General features: G+C 43.2%; 24 protein-coding genes. 6 read left to right on the plus strand and 18 right to left on the minus strand.

Annotated features, from left to right (window positions below; translation table 11 throughout):
* Window positions 1-74 precede the first annotated feature (74 nt).
* Genes ACFQU8_RS07295 through ACFQU8_RS07305 form a run of 3 tightly spaced genes read left to right on the plus strand, consistent with a single transcriptional unit; the run spans window position 75 to window position 2,542 of the window.
* Window positions 75-695 (plus strand): GNAT family N-acetyltransferase, encoded by a 621-nt coding sequence (locus tag ACFQU8_RS07295; RefSeq protein WP_382358552.1) that lies wholly within the window; start codon window positions 75-77, stop codon window positions 693-695.
* Window positions 696-728: 33 nt separating this feature from the next.
* Window positions 729-1,379 (plus strand): acetoin utilization AcuB family protein, encoded by a 651-nt coding sequence (locus ACFQU8_RS07300; protein WP_382358553.1) that lies wholly within the window; start codon window positions 729-731, stop codon window positions 1,377-1,379.
* Window positions 1,376-2,542 (plus strand): acetoin utilization protein AcuC, encoded by a 1,167-nt coding sequence (locus ACFQU8_RS07305; RefSeq protein ID WP_382358554.1) that lies wholly within the window; start codon window positions 1,376-1,378, stop codon window positions 2,540-2,542. The genes ACFQU8_RS07300 and ACFQU8_RS07305 overlap by 4 nt, the downstream gene beginning before the upstream one ends.
* 61 nt (window positions 2,543-2,603) lie before the next feature.
* Here the strand turns inward: ACFQU8_RS07305 and motS are convergent, their stop codons facing one another.
* The 11 genes from motS to ACFQU8_RS07360 form a co-directional block, all read right to left on the minus strand.
* Window positions 2,604-3,374 carry a flagellar motor protein MotS gene (gene motS, locus ACFQU8_RS07310; protein WP_382358555.1) on the minus strand — a complete coding sequence of 257 codons (771 nt, stop codon included), beginning with the start codon at window positions 3,372-3,374 and terminating at the stop codon, window positions 2,604-2,606.
* Window positions 3,364-4,182 carry a flagellar motor protein MotP gene (gene motP, locus ACFQU8_RS07315; protein ID WP_382358556.1) on the minus strand — a complete coding sequence of 273 codons (819 nt, stop codon included), beginning with the start codon at window positions 4,180-4,182 and terminating at the stop codon, window positions 3,364-3,366. The genes motS and motP overlap by 11 nt, the downstream gene beginning before the upstream one ends.
* Before the next feature lie 75 nt (window positions 4,183-4,257).
* Complete coding sequence (gene ccpA, locus ACFQU8_RS07320; RefSeq protein ID WP_382358557.1) at window positions 4,258-5,256, minus strand: catabolite control protein A; 999 nt, start codon at window positions 5,254-5,256, stop codon at window positions 4,258-4,260.
* A gap of 161 nt (window positions 5,257-5,417) precedes the next feature.
* Window positions 5,418-6,503 carry a bifunctional 3-deoxy-7-phosphoheptulonate synthase/chorismate mutase gene (locus ACFQU8_RS07325; protein ID WP_382358558.1) on the minus strand — a complete coding sequence of 362 codons (1,086 nt, stop codon included), beginning with the start codon at window positions 6,501-6,503 and terminating at the stop codon, window positions 5,418-5,420.
* A 145-nt stretch (window positions 6,504-6,648) separates the two neighbouring features.
* Entirely contained in the window at window positions 6,649-7,074 is a 426-nt protein-coding gene (locus ACFQU8_RS07330) for a YtxH domain-containing protein (RefSeq protein ID WP_382358559.1), read from the minus strand.
* An 18-nt stretch (window positions 7,075-7,092) separates the two neighbouring features.
* Window positions 7,093-7,500, minus strand: coding sequence for a DUF948 domain-containing protein (locus ACFQU8_RS07335; protein ID WP_382358560.1), 408 nt, complete (start codon window positions 7,498-7,500; stop codon window positions 7,093-7,095).
* A gap of 335 nt (window positions 7,501-7,835) precedes the next feature.
* Window positions 7,836-9,161 carry a UDP-N-acetylmuramate--L-alanine ligase gene (murC, locus tag ACFQU8_RS07340; protein WP_382358561.1) on the minus strand — a complete coding sequence of 442 codons (1,326 nt, stop codon included), beginning with the start codon at window positions 9,159-9,161 and terminating at the stop codon, window positions 7,836-7,838.
* 250 nt (window positions 9,162-9,411) lie between these two features.
* The gene (locus tag ACFQU8_RS07345) at window positions 9,412-11,661 is read right to left on the minus strand and encodes a DNA translocase FtsK (protein WP_382358562.1); all 2,250 of its coding nucleotides are present in this window, start codon (window positions 11,659-11,661) and stop codon (window positions 9,412-9,414) included.
* 109 nt (window positions 11,662-11,770) lie between these two features.
* The gene (gene ytpR / locus ACFQU8_RS07350; RefSeq protein ID WP_382358563.1) at window positions 11,771-12,370 is read right to left on the minus strand and encodes a YtpR family tRNA-binding protein; all 600 of its coding nucleotides are present in this window, start codon (window positions 12,368-12,370) and stop codon (window positions 11,771-11,773) included.
* 18 nt (window positions 12,371-12,388) lie between these two features.
* The gene (locus tag ACFQU8_RS07355; protein WP_382358564.1) at window positions 12,389-13,192 is read right to left on the minus strand and encodes a DUF1444 domain-containing protein; all 804 of its coding nucleotides are present in this window, start codon (window positions 13,190-13,192) and stop codon (window positions 12,389-12,391) included.
* A gap of 16 nt (window positions 13,193-13,208) precedes the next feature.
* Complete coding sequence (locus ACFQU8_RS07360) at window positions 13,209-13,526, minus strand: thioredoxin family protein (protein ID WP_382358565.1); 318 nt, start codon at window positions 13,524-13,526, stop codon at window positions 13,209-13,211.
* A 231-nt stretch (window positions 13,527-13,757) separates the two neighbouring features.
* On the opposite strand from ACFQU8_RS07360, the gene ACFQU8_RS07365 reads away from it, so the two are divergent.
* Window positions 13,758-14,198, plus strand: coding sequence for a YtoQ family protein (locus ACFQU8_RS07365; RefSeq protein ID WP_382358566.1), 441 nt, complete (start codon window positions 13,758-13,760; stop codon window positions 14,196-14,198).
* Between the two features lie 207 nt (window positions 14,199-14,405).
* Here ACFQU8_RS07365 and ACFQU8_RS07370 read toward each other — a convergent pair whose 3' ends face one another.
* Both ACFQU8_RS07370 and ACFQU8_RS07375 read right to left on the minus strand, forming a co-directional pair.
* The gene (locus ACFQU8_RS07370; protein WP_382358567.1) at window positions 14,406-14,912 is read right to left on the minus strand and encodes a DUF84 family protein; all 507 of its coding nucleotides are present in this window, start codon (window positions 14,910-14,912) and stop codon (window positions 14,406-14,408) included.
* Between the two features lie 11 nt (window positions 14,913-14,923).
* The gene (locus ACFQU8_RS07375; RefSeq protein ID WP_382358568.1) at window positions 14,924-15,988 is read right to left on the minus strand and encodes a M42 family metallopeptidase; all 1,065 of its coding nucleotides are present in this window, start codon (window positions 15,986-15,988) and stop codon (window positions 14,924-14,926) included.
* 194 nt (window positions 15,989-16,182) lie between these two features.
* On the opposite strand from ACFQU8_RS07375, the gene ACFQU8_RS07380 reads away from it, so the two are divergent.
* Window positions 16,183-16,500, plus strand: coding sequence for a PepSY domain-containing protein (locus tag ACFQU8_RS07380; protein WP_382358569.1), 318 nt, complete (start codon window positions 16,183-16,185; stop codon window positions 16,498-16,500).
* A gap of 44 nt (window positions 16,501-16,544) precedes the next feature.
* On the opposite strand, the gene ACFQU8_RS07385 is transcribed toward ACFQU8_RS07380, so the two are convergent.
* Both ACFQU8_RS07385 and trmB read right to left on the minus strand, forming a co-directional pair.
* A complete protein-coding gene (locus ACFQU8_RS07385; protein WP_382358570.1) occupies window positions 16,545-17,405 on the minus strand; it encodes a YtnP family quorum-quenching lactonase in 861 nt (286 codons plus the stop codon).
* Window positions 17,406-17,544: 139 nt separating this feature from the next.
* Entirely contained in the window at window positions 17,545-18,183 is a 639-nt protein-coding gene (gene trmB / locus ACFQU8_RS07390; protein WP_382358571.1) for a tRNA (guanosine(46)-N7)-methyltransferase TrmB, read from the minus strand.
* Window positions 18,184-18,251: 68 nt separating this feature from the next.
* Between trmB and ACFQU8_RS07395 the strand changes: the two genes are divergently transcribed.
* Window positions 18,252-18,539, plus strand: coding sequence for a YtzH-like family protein (locus ACFQU8_RS07395; RefSeq protein WP_382358572.1), 288 nt, complete (start codon window positions 18,252-18,254; stop codon window positions 18,537-18,539).
* Here ACFQU8_RS07395 and ACFQU8_RS07400 read toward each other — a convergent pair.
* The 3 genes from ACFQU8_RS07400 to thpR form a co-directional block, all read right to left on the minus strand.
* On the minus strand, window positions 18,514-19,341 hold the full coding sequence (locus tag ACFQU8_RS07400; RefSeq protein WP_382358573.1) for a phosphotransferase: 828 nt from the start codon (window positions 19,339-19,341) through the stop codon (window positions 18,514-18,516). The two genes, ACFQU8_RS07395 and ACFQU8_RS07400, sit on opposite strands and share 26 nt — an antisense overlap.
* Before the next feature lie 155 nt (window positions 19,342-19,496).
* The gene (locus ACFQU8_RS07405; protein ID WP_382358574.1) at window positions 19,497-20,417 is read right to left on the minus strand and encodes an NERD domain-containing protein; all 921 of its coding nucleotides are present in this window, start codon (window positions 20,415-20,417) and stop codon (window positions 19,497-19,499) included.
* A gap of 1 nt (window position 20,418) precedes the next feature.
* Window positions 20,419-20,979: an RNA 2',3'-cyclic phosphodiesterase gene (thpR, locus tag ACFQU8_RS07410; RefSeq protein ID WP_382358575.1), complete on the minus strand. Its 561-nt coding sequence runs from the start codon at window positions 20,977-20,979 to the stop codon at window positions 20,419-20,421.
* Window positions 20,980-21,139 lie beyond the last annotated feature (160 nt).

Below are 21,139 nucleotides of genomic sequence, written 5' to 3' on the forward strand. Positions count from 1 at the left end.
AACAAATGAACCATTATCATGTATCATGAATCTTATAACCGCTTTAAATGATGTCAGCAAAAGGTGGTGAAATATTGAAGCATACAAAAACCTGCCATGCAAAAACACGGATGTTATTAAATAATCAAATCGTGATTGAGGGGCCGCTGTCATCGGAGCAATTGAAACTCTATCATTTTCATGAGGATCTGGCCGTATTCAGGCCAGCTCCGAAACAGTTCGATGCCATTCTGAATATTGCAGATTTTCCAGAAGGACGGCTCATCGTTGCCAGAACAAAAGATACGATTATTGGCTATGTCACATATTTACATCCCGATCCGATGGAACGCTGGTCAGCTTTTAAAATGGAGAACTTGATGGAACTAGGAGTCGTCGAAGTCATTCCCGCCTATCGCAGTGCAAAAGTTGCTTCTGATTTGCTGACAGTTTCCATGACAGATGACTATATGGAAAACTATATCATCATCTCCACAGAGTATTACTGGCATTGGGACTTAAAGAGAGAGGGTCTGAGCGTATGGGGTTACCGCAACGTGATGGAAAAAATGATGGCAGCAGGTGGACTGCACCCTGCAGCGACCAATGATCCGGAGATTATCTCACATCCGGCTAACTGCCTGATGGTTCGGATTGGCAGGAATGTTCCGGAAGACTCTGTGAAGCAATTTGATCGGCTCCGCTTTTTACAGTGAGAGCAGCACCGTCATATGAGGGAGAGGTTATAGATGCTTGTGGAAGAAATGATGCAATCGGAAGTCGTGACACTTTCGCCAACAGCAGCCATTGCCGATGGCCTAAAACTGCGGCATATTAATCACATTAAGCATATACCCATTGTTGATGAAACAAATCAGATTATAGGCATTGTATCTGATCGTGACCTTCGCATCGCTGCACCATCCATTTTTAATGAATCGCAAGAGCAGCACGTATTATCACATGAAATTCAATCCATTATGAGCCATCCAGTTGTAACGGTTCACCCCTTGGATCTCTCGGAGGAAGTTGCCCACATATTCTACGACAAAGATATTTCCTGTCTACCAGTGGTCAGTGACAATAAACTGATTGGCATGATTACAGCCAGTGATATGCTTTACACACTCATTCAGTTAACCGGGACAAATGTGCAAAGCTCTCAGATTGAGATTAAAGTGCCCCACAAGCCAGGTGTTTTACCTGAAGCAGCTGCCGTTTTTGGAAAACGACAGACAAACATCACGTCTGTCCTGCTATATCCGTATAATGATGATCCAAACTATAAAATTCTTGTTTTCCGTATACAGACAATCAATCCTTTGCCCGTTATCCAGGATTTGCGGAAAGCCGGCTACACACTTATGTGGCCGAATAACATAGCGGGGCCCAAACAATGACTTGTCATGCTGCTTTTATTTATTCAGATCAATTTTTGAATTATCATTTTCATGCGGATCATCCATTTAATCAAAAACGGGTATTGCTGACAAAGGATCTATTAGAAAAAGGGAATTTGCTCACAAACAATGACATAATTATACCGCGAATAGCAACCGAAGAAGAAGTGAATCTTTTCCATTATAAGCCGTATATAAATGCTGTTAAGAGAGCTGGTAGCGGTTTCTTATCACCTGGTGAGGGCATGGAATATGGGATAGGTACAGAAGATACACCACTATTCGAAAATATGCACGAGGCCTCGAGTTATCTCGTTGGTGGAACGCTAGCAGCCGTTGACACCGTCTTACAAGGAAAAGCGGAACATGCACTGAACCCTGGAGGCGGATTGCATCATGGCTTCAGTCAAAAGGCAAATGGATTCTGTGTCTATAATGACGGTGCTATTGCAATTAAATATATACGGGAAAAATATGATTTAAAAGTTTTATATGTTGATACAGATGCGCATCACGGTGATGGTGTTCAATGGGCCTTTTACAATGATCCCAATGTATGTACGCTGTCCATTCATGAAACTGGACGTTATCTGTTTCCGGGAACTGGCTACATCCGGGAACGTGGCATTAAGGAAGGACACGGCTATACATTTAATATGCCGATCGATGCATTCACTGAAGATGAATCGTTTCTGTACGTTTATGAAACCGCATTCAGACAAATAGCCGAATCTTTCCAGCCTGATGTTATCATAACGCAAAATGGCGCGGATGCTCATGTGAATGATCCGCTGACGCACTTGTGTGTCACCATGCAAGCCTTTGAACAGATTCCCTTACTGGCACACGAATTAGCACATGAATACTGTGATGGGCGCTGGATAGCACTTGGAGGCGGCGGTTATGACATGTGGCGGGTTCCTCCCCGTGCCTGGGCACAAGTCTGGAGCGTGATGAAAACTGGAAGCATTCAGCAAGGGATGCTGCCGTCTGCATGGCGCACCAGCTGGCAGTCAGAAACACCACTAACGTTGCCTGAAACCTGGCATGATGCGGAACAAATTGTACCTGTCATTCCAAGAAAAGCGGAAATTACTGAAAAAAATAAACAGGTTTTGCAGAGTGCTCTGATGTATACACATTCAAGTAAAAGTCACCTCTAGGGGAACGACCAAAATAATGGACCGGAAGATGCCAAAATCACACGGGTAAAGGGAGAAACATCTAGTCATCTCCCTTCTTTCCCTCTTTTTCAGATGATTCATTCTCTTTGATGACGATCTCAACACGTCTGTTTTGCCGCCAGTCTACTTTAGAATTATTTTTAACAACTGGTCTTGTATCGCCATAACCAATTGATGAAAATCGTGATTCATCAAAATCATAGGTATCTAGCCAATATCGGATCACACCACTCGCTCTTGCACCAGATAACTCCCAATTAGATGGATATTTGTAACTCGAAATGGGACGATCGTCAGTATGCCCTTCAACTCTTACATTGTTTGGCAGATCAGACAGCATCTCTCCGATTTTATCCAGTACAGGTTTTCCTGCATCCACAATAGTTGCTTTTCCTGTTTCAAACAGGATATTTTCCTGCAGCACCAGTGCTATCCCCTGATCGGTTTTATTTGCAGAAACAACATCATTTAAGTCATTCTTCTGCAAAAATTGTTTAACATGGTCTGCCAGATTATCTTGGTGGCCACCAGTATTGTCAGCAGTATCCTGCTGTGTCTGCCGTTCGAGTTCACCAGATTTTTTAGCATCCTCGTTAGCTGGCTGCTCCATAGGCGCCATCGACGAATGAAAATCCAGGATCATCCGGTTTCTAAAAGATGCCGATACATCTTCGAACTTGTCTTCATCGATTTGAGACATCGAGAATAGTAAAATAAAGAAAACAAGAATCAATGTCACTAAATCAGAATAAGTCACCATCCACTTTGGAGCACCTGAATAATGACGCTTCCTCGCCCTTCTACGCTTCATGGGTATTCTCTCCTGCACGGGCAGTTGCCGATTTGGCATGATTTTTTGAATCAAGCGGCAAAAAAGCGTTCAGTTTTTCTTCTAAAGTGCGCGGATTCTGGCCGGACTGCAGACCAATAATACCTTCAATAACGATTTGTTTAATAAACATTTCTTCCTCTGTCTTAGTTTGCAGTTTACTGGCCATAGGAATAAAAAATAGATTAGCCATAACAGTGCCGTACAAGGTTGTCAGCAGAGCTACTGCCATTTTGGGTCCAAGCGTCGCTGGATCAGTCAAACTGTTAAGCATTAAGACAAGTCCAACCAGTGTCCCAATCATGCCCCAGGCAGGCGCATACTCACCAGCCTTTTCCAGAATAGCCCGTCCTTGATAATGACGTTCTTCCATTGCTGTTATTTCAGAGTTCATAATATCAGAAATAACCTCAGGTTCAATCCCATCTACTGCAAGCAGCACTCCTTTTCTAATATAGGGATCTTCCATGTCGTCTATTTCATCTTCAAGAGCAAGAATACCTTCCCGGCGGGCACGCCCAGCCAGCCTGACAAACATACTGATAAGATCCTCGATCCGGTGATCATTCTGATGAAAGGCTTCCTTCAGCACCGTTCCCGTAAGTTTGATCTGTTCCGTTTTAAAATTGATCAGAAGTGAAGCAGCCACGCCGCCCATTACGACAAAAATCGACGAAATATCCAGAAAAAATTTTGTTCCCTGTGTCCCACCTTTGAAAAGGATGGCCAGCATAAGCATGATAAAGCCTAAGGTAATACCGATTGGTGTCAGGACATCCCGTTTCCGCATAGAGCTATCTCCCCCAAAGATAGACTTTTCCATCCAGCCATGCATATCTAACCATTATGGTATATACCGGCAGTCTTATAAGTTTGTTGAATCTCTTTCAACAATCCGGTGCGGCAGGATAACCTCTTTCTCATCAACCTCTTCTTTATTCATATATTTTGTCAGCAAGCGCATCGCAACTGCTCCAATATCATACATAGGCTGTACAATCGTTGACAGCGTTGGCCGGACCATTGTTGCGAGTCTTGTATTATCAAAACCAAACACTTCCATGTCATTCGGAATTTGATAACCATTGTCCTGTAGCCGGTGGATAACACCAAGCGCCATTTCGTCAGATGCTACAAACACAGCAGTCGGTATTTCCGTCAGTTGCAACAGCTGATCAACTGCTTCCAGTCCGGAATCATAGGAATAATCACCTTTCAGGATATACTCATCTTTAAGGTTTATCCCCTTCTCATCAAAAGCACGAGCGTAGCCATCATATTTTCGCTGATTAATCAGCGTATTATCCACGCCCGAGATAAACGCAATTTTTTCATTTCCTTTATCCATCAGATAAGATGTTGCGTCAAATGAAGCCGCTTCATAATCAATATTAACAGACGGGATAACATTGGATTCATCATAGGTCGCTGCCAGCACAACCGGAACAGATGATGACCGGAACTGTTCCACATGGTCGTTTGTAATATCGCCCCCCATAAATAGGATGCCATCCACTTGTTTCTCCAGCATAGCATCAATTAATTGCAATTCCTTATCCTTATTCTGATCCGAGTTACTCAGTATCATATTATACTTGTACATGGTGGCAATATCTTCAATGCCTCTTGCCAGCTCAGCGAAAAAGATACTTGAAATATCCGGAATAATCGTTCCCACTGTCGTGGTTTTTTTGCTTGCAAGACCTCTTGCAACAGCATTCGGACGGTAGCCCAGTTCCTGAATCGTTGTCAAAACTTTTTTTCGCGTTACCGGTTTAACATTTGGGTTTCCGTTAACAACACGAGAAACGGTCGCCATTGATACATTTGCTTCTCTTGCAACATCGTATATTGTGACTGTCATTTCAAATCTACCTCCATCATAATAAGCAAAACGTCTTCTTTTCCATTATAATACGCTAACACGTTTCAAAACACAATTAAAGGCTGATCCTTTATTAGATCAGCCTTTAAATATAGAACATTTATTCTGGCCGTTAATTTTAAACCAGTACAGTATCCGTTTTAATCCTGCTGCATGCCTTTACGAGGTGCGAATGCGTCAAGTTCTTTCATAAACTGGTCAAAGGTGGGAATATCCATTTGCTGCGCTGAGTCCGACAATGCAACGGCAGGATCAGGATGCACTTCAGCCATAATGCCATCTGCACCAATCGCAGCGCCTGCCTTAGCAGCTGGAAGCAACAGGTCTCTGCGGCCGGTGGAATGCGTAACATCAACCATCACTGGCAGGTGCGTTTCCTGCTTCAGAATGGGAACTGAGGAAATATCAAGTGTATTGCGCGTTGCTTTTTCGTAAGTTCGTATGCCCCGTTCACATAAAATTATGCGGCCATTGCCCCGTGATATAATATATTCAGCTGCATTAATAAATTCGGAAATCGTCGCGGACATACCACGTTTTAACAGTACAGGCTTATCGGTCTCACCCGCTGCCTTCAGTAACTCAAAGTTTTGCATATTGCGTGCGCCGATTTGGATAACATCTACATAATCAAGTGCCTGAGCGATATGTGCCGGGTTAACAATCTCACTGACAACTGCCAGGCCGTATTCATCAGCAGCCCTTTTCAAAATCTGCAAGCCTTCCAGACCGAGGCCCTGGAAATCATAAGGTGATGTTCTGGGTTTAAATGCGCCGCCACGCAAAAAGTTAATACCATTGCGCTTAACTGCCTCAGCTACCTGCGCCACCTGATCATAACTTTCAACAGAACACGGTCCCATTACGTGCTGAAAACCGCCGTTTCCAATTTTATCGCCTTTAATATCAATAACAGTATTATCAGGTTGCTTTTTTCGTGATACAAGCAGTGCTTTGCGATGATCATCATGCTGAAGTTCAAGACTGGCTTTGAAAATTTCTTTGAAGAGATATTCAATCGTCGAATTCTCAAAAGGGCCTTCATTCTGTTGCGTCAATTCAGTCAGCATATCACGCTCTCTGACTGGATCAAACCGATTAATGCCCTGCTTTTCCTTAACTGCTCCAATCTGCTGAACAATTTCAGCACGTTGATTAATCAGTTTTAAAAGATCCATATTAACGCCGTCAAGCTGTTGGCGCAGTTGTTCTAATTCATTATCCAATCGAATCCCTCCTGTTCCATTATTAATTATAAGATTATTAAGTAATTAGACATAATTATACCGAAAAATAACGCATTTGTCATCAGTTATAAGCTGTTTCATTAAGAAAAAAACCAGTGATAATTCACTGGTTAATTCAGGCGACTTAAGGGTTGTCTGTCGTTTTCTTGTCATCATCATCTGCTGATTCAGCTGCGTTGCTGTCGATATTCAATTTATCCTGCACATTTGTCGCTACTTCCTTCGTTTTTTGCTGTGTCTTTTTTGATAGATCTATCGTAGAGTCGACAGCCTTTGTCCGCAAATCTGACCCCTTTAAATACGCCTTTTCTTTCAGTTCTGAACCTTTCTGATAGGCTGTTCCAGTTAACTCAGATCCTTTGTCATAGGCTATATCTTTCCAATCGCTGGCACGGTTCCGCAGCTGTGCAGCATTACGATTGAGATCGCTTCGCAGTTCCCGACCGGATTTTGGAGCCCACAGAAGGGCAATGACTGCACCCGTTACAGCACCAATGAGTGTTCCGAGCAGGACGTTCTGACTGTCCAAATCAGGCTTATTTTCTTCCACTTTATCTCCTCACCTTCATTAATAGTTTTTTTTCTTTTTAAAGGAATCAATAATTGAATTACCCCATTTAAGGGCTTCAGCCACTTTTTCCTGATTCTTAGAGGCAGCCGCTGAAATTTGGGCTGATAGCTTCCTTACCGACTGATTCAATCCATCGGCTGTCTCACCTACCCCTTTCAACCCTTCAAACAGGGCATTCAGCTTGTCCGACTTCTGGTTTACATCATCAGCAAGATGGTTTGTTTTTTGCAGTAATTCAGTCGTTTCACTGGTAATTCCCTGCATCTGTGAATCCATATTCGCCAGTGTATCAGCAGCATTATTCAATGTTCGCTGGGCTGCTTTTAATGTAGTAACCAAATAAACAATGAGGACAACCAATGCAGCTGCAGCAACAATGGCGGCAACATACAATAATACATCCATTGACTGATCAACTCCTTTCTATAAGACTAACACACAGAGCAAACGCTACCGAAGCTGCAGCATATCAAAAAGTGCACCGGCAGCCAAACATCGCCAAACTTTTCTGCCAGCGGCTGTCGAGCTGCCATGTGTTCGTCCTTTGGTTTAAAGGATTTCAGAGGATCTATACCCTAAAAATCAGTTGACTAAACGGTACATTATACGTTTACTGCTTATTACTATAAACAACCTGAGCAAATTACTCTCAGCTCTGAAAGTATGTCCGTAATCGAATGTGAGACAAAATTAACGGCCAGCAGAATAACCGATAAAGACGGAAATGTATGTCTGCTTCATTAAGCTTGTTTTTTGTGCTGAGAGGCTGTTGTATCAAACTGATTTTCATAAGCCTCCTGGAACTTTTGAATATCGCCAGCGCCCATAAATAGCAAGACACTGTCAGAATGCTGCAGCAGCACTTCTGTACTGTTCAGATCAAGAATTTCGCAATTAGCAATGTGCTCCTGCAGATCTTGTATTGTCAGTTTACCGCTTTCTTCTCGCGCTGAGCCAAAAATGTCGCACAGATAAACGGTATCAGCAGCATTTAAACTGTCAGCAAACGCCTGCAGAAACGTTCGTGTTCGTGTGAATGTATGCGGCTGAAATATGGCAACAATCGGTTTGTTTGGATATTTTTTGCGCGCAGTCTCTATCGTTGCAGTTATCTCACGCGGGTGATGAGCATAATCGTCAACCAGCACTTGATTTCCTGCTTTTTTTTCTGTGAATCGCCGCTTCACACCTGTGAAATGGCTTAGCATCTTCATTGTACTGGTTTTGATATCCTCATAATGGCATATCGCAATAACCGATAAAGCATTCAGCACGTGATGATCCCCATACATAGGGATAGAGAATGTATCATAATAAGTATTGCGCACAAACACATCAAACTCAGTGCCGTATTCTGTTTCGGTGATATTTTGTGCCTGAAAATCATTTGTACTGGAAAAACCGTACGTAATAACCGGTACTTTTGCTTGTATTTGCTGCAATTGTTCATCATCACCGCAGGCAATAATTCCTTTTTTGACTTGATTAGCCATAGACTGAAACGCTTCAAATACATCGTCAATACTTGTGAAGTAATCAGGATGGTCAAAATCAATATTGGTCATAATAGCGTAGTCCGGCTGATAGCTCAGGAAATGACGCCGGTATTCACACGCTTCAAACACGAAATAATTGCTATCGACGTGACCCTTGCCAGTTCCATCACCAATTAGATAGGAAATCGGATAAGTCTGATTAAGAACATATGCCAAAAGTCCCGTGGTGGATGTTTTGCCATGCGTGCCTGTAACGGCGATACTTGTATACTGCTTCAGCCACTCGCCCAAGAATTCATGGTAACGATAAAACGTCAGGCCCAATTCTCTGGCCTTTTCGATTTCAGGATGGCTATCTGAAAAAGCATTACCTGCTATAATCGTGTAACCCTCTTCAATATTTTTTTCCGAAAAAGGGGAAATAGGAATGTTTTTTTCCTCTAGTGCTTTTTGTGTAAAAAAACGTTTCTCAACATCAGACCCTTGCACGTTCTCACCAGAATCATGAAGTATATGAGCAAGGGCGCTCATTCCGGTTCCCTTAATACCAATAAAATGGTAAGTCGTCATAAAAAGAACCTCCAACTTTATGTCTAAGCCTAGTCATCAGCTATAACTTTACAACTATTTTGCTATTATAGCAAATGATGGTCAAGAGTTAAATAAGAAACGTTACCTGCATGTTTCACAGGTGGCATGCTGCTTCTATGCTGTGAATCTAAATCACCCGAAGAATAATCAGCCATTTTCACTACATTATATACATGTGAAGCTGCAAATGTTCTTCTGGACAAAATGGGTTTTCATTAAGTCTTAAGACCTAATTCTCGAACTGTGCAGCGGAGACCAGAACTTCTCGCGGCTTACTCCCGTTCTGCTCTGCAATAATTCCCCGCTCCTCCATCGCATCCATCAATCGGGCTGCCCGGTTATAGCCAATTTTAAACTGCCGCTGCAACAGAGACGTGCTGGCACTATTGTGTTCAACAACAAACATAATCGCATCATTAAGCAGTTCATCTGCCTCATCCTCTTCAGAAGCATGCTGCAGAAGCTCTTCCTGTTCAAATTGATAATCCGGTTCAGCAACTGAACGTGCATAATCCGTTACGCGGTCAATTTCTTCATCGGATACAAACGCCCCCTGCAGTCGGACACTTTTGCCGGCACCATTTTCCGTGAACAGCATATCTCCTTTTCCTAAAAGCTTCTCAGCTCCGCCGGTATCAAGAATTGTCTTGGAATCAACCTGTGATGATACACTGAAAGCAATCCGTGTTGGGATGTTGGCTTTAATCAAACCGGTAATGACATCCACGGATGGCCTCTGTGTAGCAAGGAGCAAATGAATACCGCAGGCACGGGCTTTTTGAGCAATTCGGCTAATTGAATCTTCAACATCCTGCGGTGCTATCATCATTAAATCAGCAAGTTCGTCAATCACTATCACCATATATGGCATTTTTTCGCCGGGGCGATTTTGCTGTGTCATCTTCTTATTGAATCGCTCAACATCCCGGACATTTTCCCGGACAAATGCCTCATAGCGTTCTTCCATTTGCCGAACAGCCCATTTCAGCGCCGCAGTGGCTGCTTTAACATCTGTAATGACCGGCGAAATCAGATGCGGTATACCATTGTACGGGGCGAGTTCAACCATTTTTGGATCAATCAGCATAAATTTCACATCTTCATGACTGGCATTATAAATCAGACTGATAAGGATTGTATTAATACAAACACTTTTACCTGATCCCGTAGCCCCGGCAATTAAGCCATGCGGCATTTTTTGAATATTTGTAAGCCGCGGCTCACCCTCAATGCTCAGTCCCAAGCCAACTGTCAGCGGGGACGTATTTGTCTGGAAGGCTTGATCTGTAAAGATTTCCTGCAGACTGACCGTACGTGGATGCTGGTTTGGAATTTCAATCCCGATTGTATTTTTGCCAGGAATCGGGGCTTCAATCCGAATATCTTTGGCAGCCATATTCAGCTTAAGATCATCACTTAAGTTTTTAATTTTACTTACCTTGACACCTAATTCCGGCTGAACTTCAAACCTGGTTACTGATGGTCCCTGCGTTGTATTGACCACATCAGCACGGACATGAAAATATTTTAGCGTTTTTTCCAGTAACTGCCGTTCGTCTTCCATCCACAACTGATCCTGATCTGTCCCTGGCTCGGGGTCATCCAGTAAATGGATAGGCATCTCATATTGCGTGACATCCCGCGTTTCAGATGTCTGGGACCGCTTGTTTCGACGACGTTCTGAATAGCTGCGTTTATCATTAGCTGACATTAAAACATTAAATGGCGGCGTCTCCGTGTTAGGCTGACTTTTGCCAGGCTCTTTGGAACGCTGCTTGTTTGGTTGAGGACTGGCCGTTTCACGTGTTTCAGCTGTTTCAGGCTCAGACGGTTTGCTATATGAAAGTGCGTCATCGGATTTGCTCTGAGCAGCCGTTTCGTCATGAACAGATTCCACGTCGGATGCATCATCCTGTTCGGCCATGGTCGATCCATCATCACTAACGCTCTCAGAATATCCGGACACTTCCTCATCGTTATTCAATTCCTCGATGGCTGCAGCTGTCTCCTCTTTCGCTTCATCTCGAGGCCGTTCAGAATATGTGTCTTCCCTTGCTGCTGATTTCCGCTGAAAAGCTGGTACATTATCAAAACCGTCAGTATTATACGACCTCTGGAAACCATGAATGGGGGACGGTACATCGCTTGGTTTAAAGGGTTCATCGTATTCGGGCTCAATTTTTTTCCGTACCGGTTCGTTTTCTTCTTCTTCCTGTTTAACCGGCTGTTCATCTTCAGGAGCAGCCTGATGTTGTCTGCGCTGAAAAGCTGGTGTATCAGATTGATCATTTCCATTTTTCTCATCAGGAATAACAGGAAAGCGAAATGGCTTTTCTTTAGGATATTGATACGTCATGCGTGTTTGGATATCCTGATTTCGTTTAGGTAATTTATTAGTGGGCTCAGATGGTTTTTCATTTTCATTTTCCTGTTCTTCAAAAAGAAAATGGCGGATTTTTCTTTTCCATTGATCAAACATAGATTTTCACTCATTTCTACTAAATAACACTAATGTCAGTTTAACAGGTTCAGCAGCAAACGGTCATTAAAAAACAACCCTTGTCCAGCGACTCAGGTTGTTAAAAACATTAAAGTTCAAATGGTTCACCTATTGTAAAGGCGTTATCAAGGACATAAATTCCTTTTTCTTCAGAAGCATCAGGCAGCCCTAATTCTTTCTGGGAACAGATCATACCGTTTGACGGGACACCGCGCAGTTCTGTTGGTTTTATCACCATACCGCTTGGCATCACTGCGCCCATTTTCGCGACAACCACTTTTTGACCGGCCTCAACATTCGGCGCTCCACACACGATCTGGTGTGTCGCTTCCCCTGTATTGACCTGGCAAACGCTTAATTTATCAGCATTCTCATGCGGTGATTTGTCAGTGACATAGCCAACAACAAATTTGGGGCTTACATCAAAATCCAGCGGGTCATTCAGACTATTTTTTCTGAACGCCTCCTTCATTTGCTGTAATAAGGGTTCTGTCATCGTTATTTTCCCCGCTGTGTGCAAATCAAAGTACACAGATGCACGGAAAATATTATAACCCGCAACAGATCCTTCCCAGTCCGTTATGCGTGTTATGTCACCATAGTTTTGGGACGTATCATAGTGATCAACGTCTTTCAGTGGAACAATCAGGACATCCCCAATCCCATTCTGATTGTAATACACATCCATAAACGACATTCCTTTCTCTTATTTTTCCGGTCGTTGTTTCGCCAGAATAAAGATCGGTTCCAGTGTTTTATTTTCATAAATAAACGGCAGTGATGTGATCGGTATTTGACCTTCCGCAAAAAATTTCATGGTCATTTGTGCTAAAATGTCATAACCTTGTTTAGTTTGAATATCAGCAAAAATGAGTACATCCTGATGCGGCACGGCCACAGCAAGTTCCCCTTTTGCATTAATCAGCATTTCCTCCAGAAACGCCTCATTCAAAATCCGGCTGGCATCGTAGCCGTCCTGTTTCGCCACAAAGTAAAAATCGTTATCAGCCACACGATCTTTGGTGCAGTCATTGTTGAGCGAACGAACGTTAAACATAGCCATTTCATCAATCCGTTCCTGGGTCCATCCTTCTCCTTCCAGCATCGACTCATCAATCAGCTGATAGGATTTCCCCAGATCCAGAGCATAAAAGACACGGGTCTCAGCTGTATGCTCTTTGGTAATAAGCTTATTGCCATTTTTCGTCTCTGTGGGGAAAGATGTAGCACGAATCACCGGATAAATTTGCTGTTCTTTTCCGGATAACTGATGATTTTCATTCATAATTCTCAGTGCCTCTGTCACGTGCGCTTCGAGATCGTCAATGGCCGAATCACCGCGTTCATTGTACTTAGAAATAACATTGGGCAACGTGATCGTTATGCCTTGACCAGTATCCTTCCATTCTATCCGGTAAGTGTCCTGGTCACGATTATAAGATGTTTTAAATGCGTCACTTCCCAATCGGTCATCGAGAAGCTTTTTCATTTTGAGACTTGTCATTTTCATTAGCTGTCACCTCTTTTCAACCGCTTACTCTGTCCATAAAAGCCATAACTTCTTCTTTTGTCTTGCGGTCTTTACTGACAAAACGGCCAGTCTCAGCACCGTTTTTAAATGCAACAAAACTCGGGATTCCGAAGATATCATATTCCTGACAAAGATCAATGAATTGATCACGGTCTATTGAGATAAATGTAACATTCGGATATGCCTCTTCAATTTCCGGCATAGCTGGCTCAATCACACGACAATCAGGGCACCAGTCAGCTGAAAAGAATGCTACAGCCTGATCATTGTTTATTAAGTCATGCAATTGCGTTTCGGATTCAAGTGTTATCATAACATCAACCTCCATTATAACTATCATATCGATGATTTTAGCTGGAATCAATTAGTCATGTGAAAAAATACGCTTCTATCAGCATTAAACTGCAACAGAAACGATTTTCGCAATCTATGATATCAGGAATCGTTCGTTTGACAAACAAATTGTTTGAAGCCATTTTTGTTTACGTTTCAGCTTAAGATCGATACGATATCCTTATAATCTTATTGGATGGAGGGGTTTATAATGGAATTAACAGTTTACTTGGCAGGTCAGATTCACGATGACTGGCGGGAAGATCTGCAGGCAAAAGCCACGCAGAAAAACTTACCGCTCACCTTTGTCGCTCCACAAACAAATCATGACCGTTCTGATAACGTAGGTGATGACATACTGGGTGAGCAGCCCGGAAAGGTGTACAAAGACGATGCTGCTTCAAGCATTAATAACCTGCGGACACAGATACTCATGCAAAAGTCAGACGTTGTCATCGCCCTGTTTGGCGAACACTATAAACAATGGAATACAGCAATGGATGCAAGTGCTGCCATGACCATGAATAAGCCCACGATCCTGGTGCGTCCAGAATCACTGATTCATCCGTTAAAAGAACTCGCCAACAAAGCAAATGTAACAGTCGAAACAATTGACCAGGCTCTCGATGTACTGAACTACATTTATGAATAAGAGACTGGGACAAATGTGAACACACTTGCGTGACTAAATCGCTTCGGAAAGAGACGTCGCTTTCCGCAGGTGGCTGGTGAGCCTCATCGCACGAACGCACTCCGAGGGCTCACCTGTGCCCCTTGTTCGCGGAGGCGTCTTCATTTCCCCTTCTGTTAAATGACATACGTCTGTGGAATTCGTGACGTCGCTTTAACCCAGCCTCTTTTAACGTTCCTGTCCAAACGCCCATTGACCATACAGGAGATTTATAACCTGGCTGAACATATCTTGACGCGAGAGGTGTTCGTTCGTGAAAACGCCAATCGCTCCTTCCTTTTGCCGAACATTCTGCCGTTCAGCATAGTCATCCATAACATCACCAAGTTCACGACCGTTTATCAATTCTTTTTCAATGTGTTCTGGCAGCAAGATTCTGGCGCCACTGGCGGTGAATGTCCGGTTTTCCTTTGTAACCAACGCACCCCAATTACATAAGTACAGGCTGTCTCCAACATACATAACACCGCCTTCGAGCCCGATGGCAGCATCCGCAGAAGTTTGTTTAATACTATTAGCCGCACGATTCAACGCCCCTTCTCGCGTTTCGGCGTCAGAAAATGGCTGATCATTAACGAAGGAAGGCACGTCCGCTGCCGAAACATCTGCCTGTGTGAAATTTTCTTCGACCGCTGCAATTTTAGCAGAATTTTTTGAACCAATTACAATTTTCAATTTGCGACCCCTTAAGTTGTTTTAATTGTATCAACAGCAGACTGATCAGTCGATTTGACCAATTTCACCAGCAGCTCTTTAGCCGCTTGATAGTCGTCAACGTGAATGATAGATGAGGACGTATGGATATAACGTGAACAAATACCAATAACCGATGATGGCACCCCGCTGTTTGCAAGATGAACATTGCCGGCGTCCGTCCCGCCCTGTGAAACAAAATACTGATACGGGATGTCATTGGATTCGGCGGTGTCCAGAACAAATTCCCGCATGCCGTGATGCGTAATCATTGTTTTATCAAAGATGCGCAGTAACGCCCCTTTGCCCAGCTGACCAAATGCTTCGTCATCACCGGCCATATCATTGGCTGGCGAAGCGTCAAGCGCATAGAAAATGTCCGGCTGAATCATATTAGCAGCTACTTTAGCGCCTCTTGCTCCTACTTCTTCCTGCACCGTCGCGCCTGAATACAGCTCGTTTGGCAGTGTTTCGCCCTGCAATTCTTTCAGAAGCTCGATTGAGAGTCCACAGCCATACCGATTATCCCATGATTTAGCCATGATTTTCTTTTCATTGGCCATTGGTGTAAACGGACAAACCGGTACAATTGCCTGACCTGGCTGGATGCCAATGGTTTCAGCGTCTTTTTTATCGTCTGCACCTATATCGATCAGCATATCTTTCGTATCCATTGGCTTCTTCTTTTGTTCAGGTGTTAAATTGTGGGGTGGTATCGAGCCAATCACACCGATCACAGGACCATTGTCAGTCATAATTTGCACACGCTGTGCCAACAATACCTGATTCCACCAGCCGCCCAATGTCTGGAAGCGAATCATGCCCTTTTTCGTGATTTGAGTAACCATAAACCCTACTTCATCCATATGCCCAGCAACCATCACACGTGGGCCACTTCCTCTCTTGACACCAAAAATTCCGCCAAGATTATCCTGAACGATGTCATCCGTGTACTTCTCTAATTCACTGCGCATAAAATTGCGCACAGCATGTTCATTCCCAGGAACGCCCTGCAATTCCGTCAGGTTTTTAAATAGATCCATTGTTTCCGGGTTCATAGCATTCCTCCATTCTTAATATGTATAACACAAGTATAACGGACATTGGTAGCATATTGCCACAATTCAGTTGTTTTAATTTTAATCGTGAACAACATGCTGTTTTACTTTATCGGTTTTTATTTTTGGGTATTTCCGTTATAATGGTATTTATAAGATAAAAAGCGTCTATTAACTATACAGAGGTGACAAAAATGAAAGCAAGAAATGCAATCATTGGTGCCAGTGCAGGTATTGCAACAGGTTTTTTGGTCAAACGACAGCTTGACCGCTATCAAACAATCACACCCGAAAAGGCCCTGAAGCAAGCTAAAGAGTCATTTAAAAAAGAAGGACCTATCAGCGGTTCCTGGATTTATATGAAGCCGGAAGAAATCGAAAAAGACGGATTAATGTATAATACTTATCGCGGTGGGGTCACACGTAACATTGATGGTGCCAGCCAACAGTACGAATTTTATATTGACATTGACACCGGGGCTATTATTGACTCGATCGAAACCGCATCATAAACATAAAGCCATCTGCTTCAAACATAAAGCAGATGGCTGTTTTTTTAATGATCTGGATAAGCATAACGTTCACGGTCCACGTAATGAATCGCTTCACCCGATTCATTAAATTGAATCGCGCGGTAATAGGCATCGTGATAAAATGTGTACCATGCCTGGCGCTGATACCCAAAATTCATCCACTTTTCTTTCTGATGGACAGACGTGACCGGATAATCATCATAGGCCAGTGCCCACAGCTTGTTTTGATGGGCGTGTGTCGGCATGATATCGGCCATATGAATCCACGTAACATCACCATCTTCAAACACTAAAATTGCGTGTCCATCGCTGTGACCGCCAGTGTGAATCATCCTCAGTCCATCCGTAATCGTCAGCTCCTCGGCAAACGGCTGGACTTGATGCTGGACTTGTTTCCAGTTCATTTCCCAATATGTATTGGCTGATCGAATATTAGGCTGGCGCATTTCGTCCCACTCCACCTGTGAAACATAAATCACCGCATTCGGAAAGACAGACACATAATCATCCGATACAGGATATGTCAGTCCGCACGCATGGTCAAAATGCAAGTGTGTCATTAGCATGGCGTCGATATCTTCCGGCCGCAGTCCCAATTCAGCCAGAGACTGGACAATTGACGACTCTTCCTTCACACCAAAGTTCCGGACTTGCTTAGCTGTCAGTTTGCCATTTCCCATACCGGAATCGATAATAAAATTCTGACCGTCCAGCTGCACTAATATTGGATCCGTCCGCAATTCAATCTGATTTTTGTCGTTATAGGAGTATTTTTTGCTCCATAAAGCTTTGGGAACAACCCCAAACATCGCACCACCGTCGAGAAAATTAACACCGCCATTCAACCAGGTCAGTTTTGCCCGGCCAATCTGCATCGTTTCCACTAAAAGCGCCCCCTCTTCCCTAAATCTCAGTTAATTGTTCCGCTTGTTTAACAAGATGAACGACTATAATCAGTTTAGCGAATTCCAGCCGTTATGTAAACGATTCCATAATAATGAAAAAAATCCCCATTAAGGGGACCTAGACAAATTGAGCCTTGCAACGATAAATTGGCTGGCCCTTCGCGGCAAAACGTTCTTCGTATTCTGTCATGACATTTTCAGGAGCGTCACTGTTGTGAAGATCGAGATTCACGTCATTCAATACCAAACCATATTGGGAAAAACTTACGAGTGAATAGGCAAATAAGTTTTGATTATCGGTTTTAAGGACAATTTCACCCTTTGGCTGCAGAAGATGTTGGTATTGTTTGAGAAATGTATAATATGTAAGCCGTCGTTTAGCATGGCGTTTTTTCGGCCATGGATCAGAAAAGTTTAAGTAAATGGCCGCAATTTCATTTTCAGTAAACAAGTCATCCAGCACTGTGGCGTTTGTCAGTATCAGCAATACATTTTCACAACCAGCATCCCTTACCTTGCTGCCAGCTGTAGCAATAATACTCTTGCCCTGATCAATACCGATGAAATTAATTTCCGGGTACTGTGACGCCATAGTCGCAATAAACTGGCCCTTGCCAGTTCCAATTTCCAGGTGAATCGGCCGATCGTTGCCAAATTGAGTCTGCCACTTACCTTTAATGTCTTGTGGATTCGATATAACTAAATCTGTTGCATCTTTTAGAAAGTCTTCTGCCCATGGCTTATGGCGTTGTCGCATGGTTATGTCTCCTTTATCCTTTAGCATAAAAGTTGCGAAATGGTTAAAACTATCAATGAGGTGATCACATGACATTAACAACTCATAATCAATTACAATTATTGTATGATATTTTGACAGAGCAAAAAGAGGAGTGCTCTGGGAGCATTTCTGAATATCAGCTCATCAAACGGCAGGTACAAGCGGTCATGGCCAATGACAGTGTCAGGAACGAACAGCTTCTTCGGCTGTTGCCCGAGATCTATAATTATGGACGTCAGGGAGAGGTCGCCCAAAATGATGAAGAACACATCGTAACAAACGCGGAAAATATTAATAAATGGCTCAATGCTATCGATCAGACCAGCTCAGAATAGTATGGCTGATGTGATCGTTTAAACTGCGCAAATCCGCAAGACGGTTTTGTATTTTTTCCATATCCCGGCGCTGCCAATGCCAAGTTACGTACTGCAGGACATCCAGGAGCACATACCAGTATATCCGCTCAAATAACTGCGGGCTGCTGTTCACACCATAGCGGGTAAGCCAAGCCTCCCAGTCTTCTTCCGGTACATACCATTTTAATATAAAGCCAAAGTCCATTGCAGGATCAGCTATCATCGCATTGTCCCAGTCAACCAGATAAAGCTGGCTGCTTGTCGTCAGGATGAGATTATTATGATGCAGATCACAATGGCATACAGCATACTGCTGGCCGCGCGTGGCAGGCAATAGCAGCCATAGGTGTTTCAAAGTTTGCTGGATTTCCAGGTGAGCACTGACCAAGCCGTCTTCCTCTAATTGATCTGTAATAGCTTGAAACCGTTCATCAGGTGTCACCGGTTGTTTGCCCAGCCGCATCAGCATATAAAGAAGTTCAGAAGACTCATGTATCTTGCGCAGCAAATCAGCCACACGATATTGCTGCATTTCTTCTGATCTTAGCTCTCTTCCACTCAGCCATTCCTGACCTGTGATCACATCACCGTTTTCCATTCGCTTTGTGAACACAAGCTTTGGTACGATGTCTTCTGCCGACAGAACCGCCAAAAATGGCGAGGAATTCCGCTTCAGAAACAAACGCCGATCATCCTTTGCGGCAATGTAGGCATCACCGGTCAAACCACCTGCAGGCGTAATATCCCATTCTTTTCCCACCGCTTTCTGGAACCAATTCAACTGGCATACCTCAAATCATCTTAGATTGCCTTGTTGTGCCTGCTTAAAACATTAACACTTCTGCTAATGGCATGCAGCAGTCATCAAACCGTCCTGATAAAACAGACATGTCATAAGGTTACCCGAAATTGACGCTGTTTTCAACTCATTAACATTTATTGGTCATTATAATCGTTTGTAAAAGCAGCATCCTTCGCTTCCCATTCCGGTCGTTTCACAGAAGTTGTACGGCACATGCTCAATAATAAGCCCGCAGCTTTAAGCTGTTGATTTTTTAAAGGCGAAACAACCCTCCGCTTATTATGAAACCAATTCTCATACTCCAGTTTGCCGATTAAGTGTGTATTATACGGTTTATCATGAAAGATAAGATTGCTGGACGGGGCCAGAACAACCCTTGTCACAGGCAAAGATGTATCCCCCCGCTTAAGAATACTCTTAACAATTTGCTCGGTACGTTTCAAAGCGAAAAGCGGATTCAGCATTTTTGTCTGCTGCTTATTTTGGTTTTGAATTGTCCAAGTCCGTTCCTGTTCAGCCCATATCGTTGTTCCAGCCGCTGTATCAGCTAGATAGATAATGTCGATTCCGGTAGGACCAATTACAATAATTTCGCCATCAACAGGTGCTTGTCTGATATTAAAAACGGGATAATACATCACTAAATACGTATCGGAAAATCGCTGCAGAAAGAATTTTAACCATGTATCCGCTTCATATGCCTGTTTGGTAAATGACACCTCCGCTACGGTTGAGGAGGCCCATTGCAATTGCAGCGGAAATAATTTATCTAAAAAGTAATGTTTCAAATCTTCTTTTGTTTCTGGCAGGCGGCTGTCTTCGCTGAACGTCTTCTCAAACGTTTCACGATTTTTCATTCCCAGAAGTTCTTTCCACTTGGACCAGACTGAAACAGGCTCTGATTCAGTTGTCGTTTCCTGCATAGAGCCGTTTTGCCATAACTGCAGAAGATTTTTCCAATTCTCTTGTTTCATCCGGATAAATTGTCCCGGATAACGGTAAATATTCCGTTCATACCGTGATATATAATCTTCAAGCTTAATCAGCTGTGCCAATTCAAGTCCCTTCTTCCGTCAAATGATAAGCAGAAGTTTTGTGATACTTCGGGCTTTTTTCCGGATAGATGCGGTAAATGACCACGTTATTAACGTTGAACGTCTGCCCTTCCATATCACATGTATTCAATTTGGAGAGATCTCTGGCTCCGCCGGCCCATTTTTTGGCCAACGTAATATGAGGCGTATAAGTGCGTTTTTCCCGCTGAAAGCCTGCCTGTTCTGTCAGATGCGCCACTGTTTGCTGCAGATTCAGCAGTGCATCCTGCTTTTGGACACCTGTCCATAAGACACGTGGTTTATCAGGATCGCCAAACGTTCCCAACATACGCGTCTTTAACGTGAACGCCTCAGTCCTTTGAAGACTTTCCAGCATGCTGGATAAAATCTGATATTGCCCCGGAGAAACAGGACCCAAAAATTTCAGCGTTATATGCAGATCATCGGGATGGGTCCATTGTTTATAAAGCAAATGTTCTTTTAGCATTACCTGCCAGCTGGCAACTTGTTCTTTGATAAAATCCGGCAGGGGGACGGCAATAAAATAATGTGGCAGATTCATAAATTTCCCTCATTTTTTTACAATTGTCAGCGTATACTTCAATTAATTTGGGCTACTTTTTTGACAAAAAGCAAACTTACACTTTAATCCAAAGCAGAATAGCGTTAAAATTAAAATTAACTACACAGATGATGACATCATTGAGCCTAAAATTTTTAGG

The organism is Lentibacillus kimchii (assembly GCF_042666895.1).
In the GTDB taxonomy this organism is placed as follows: Bacteria; Bacillota; Bacilli; order Bacillales; family Amphibacillaceae; genus Lentibacillus; species Lentibacillus kimchii.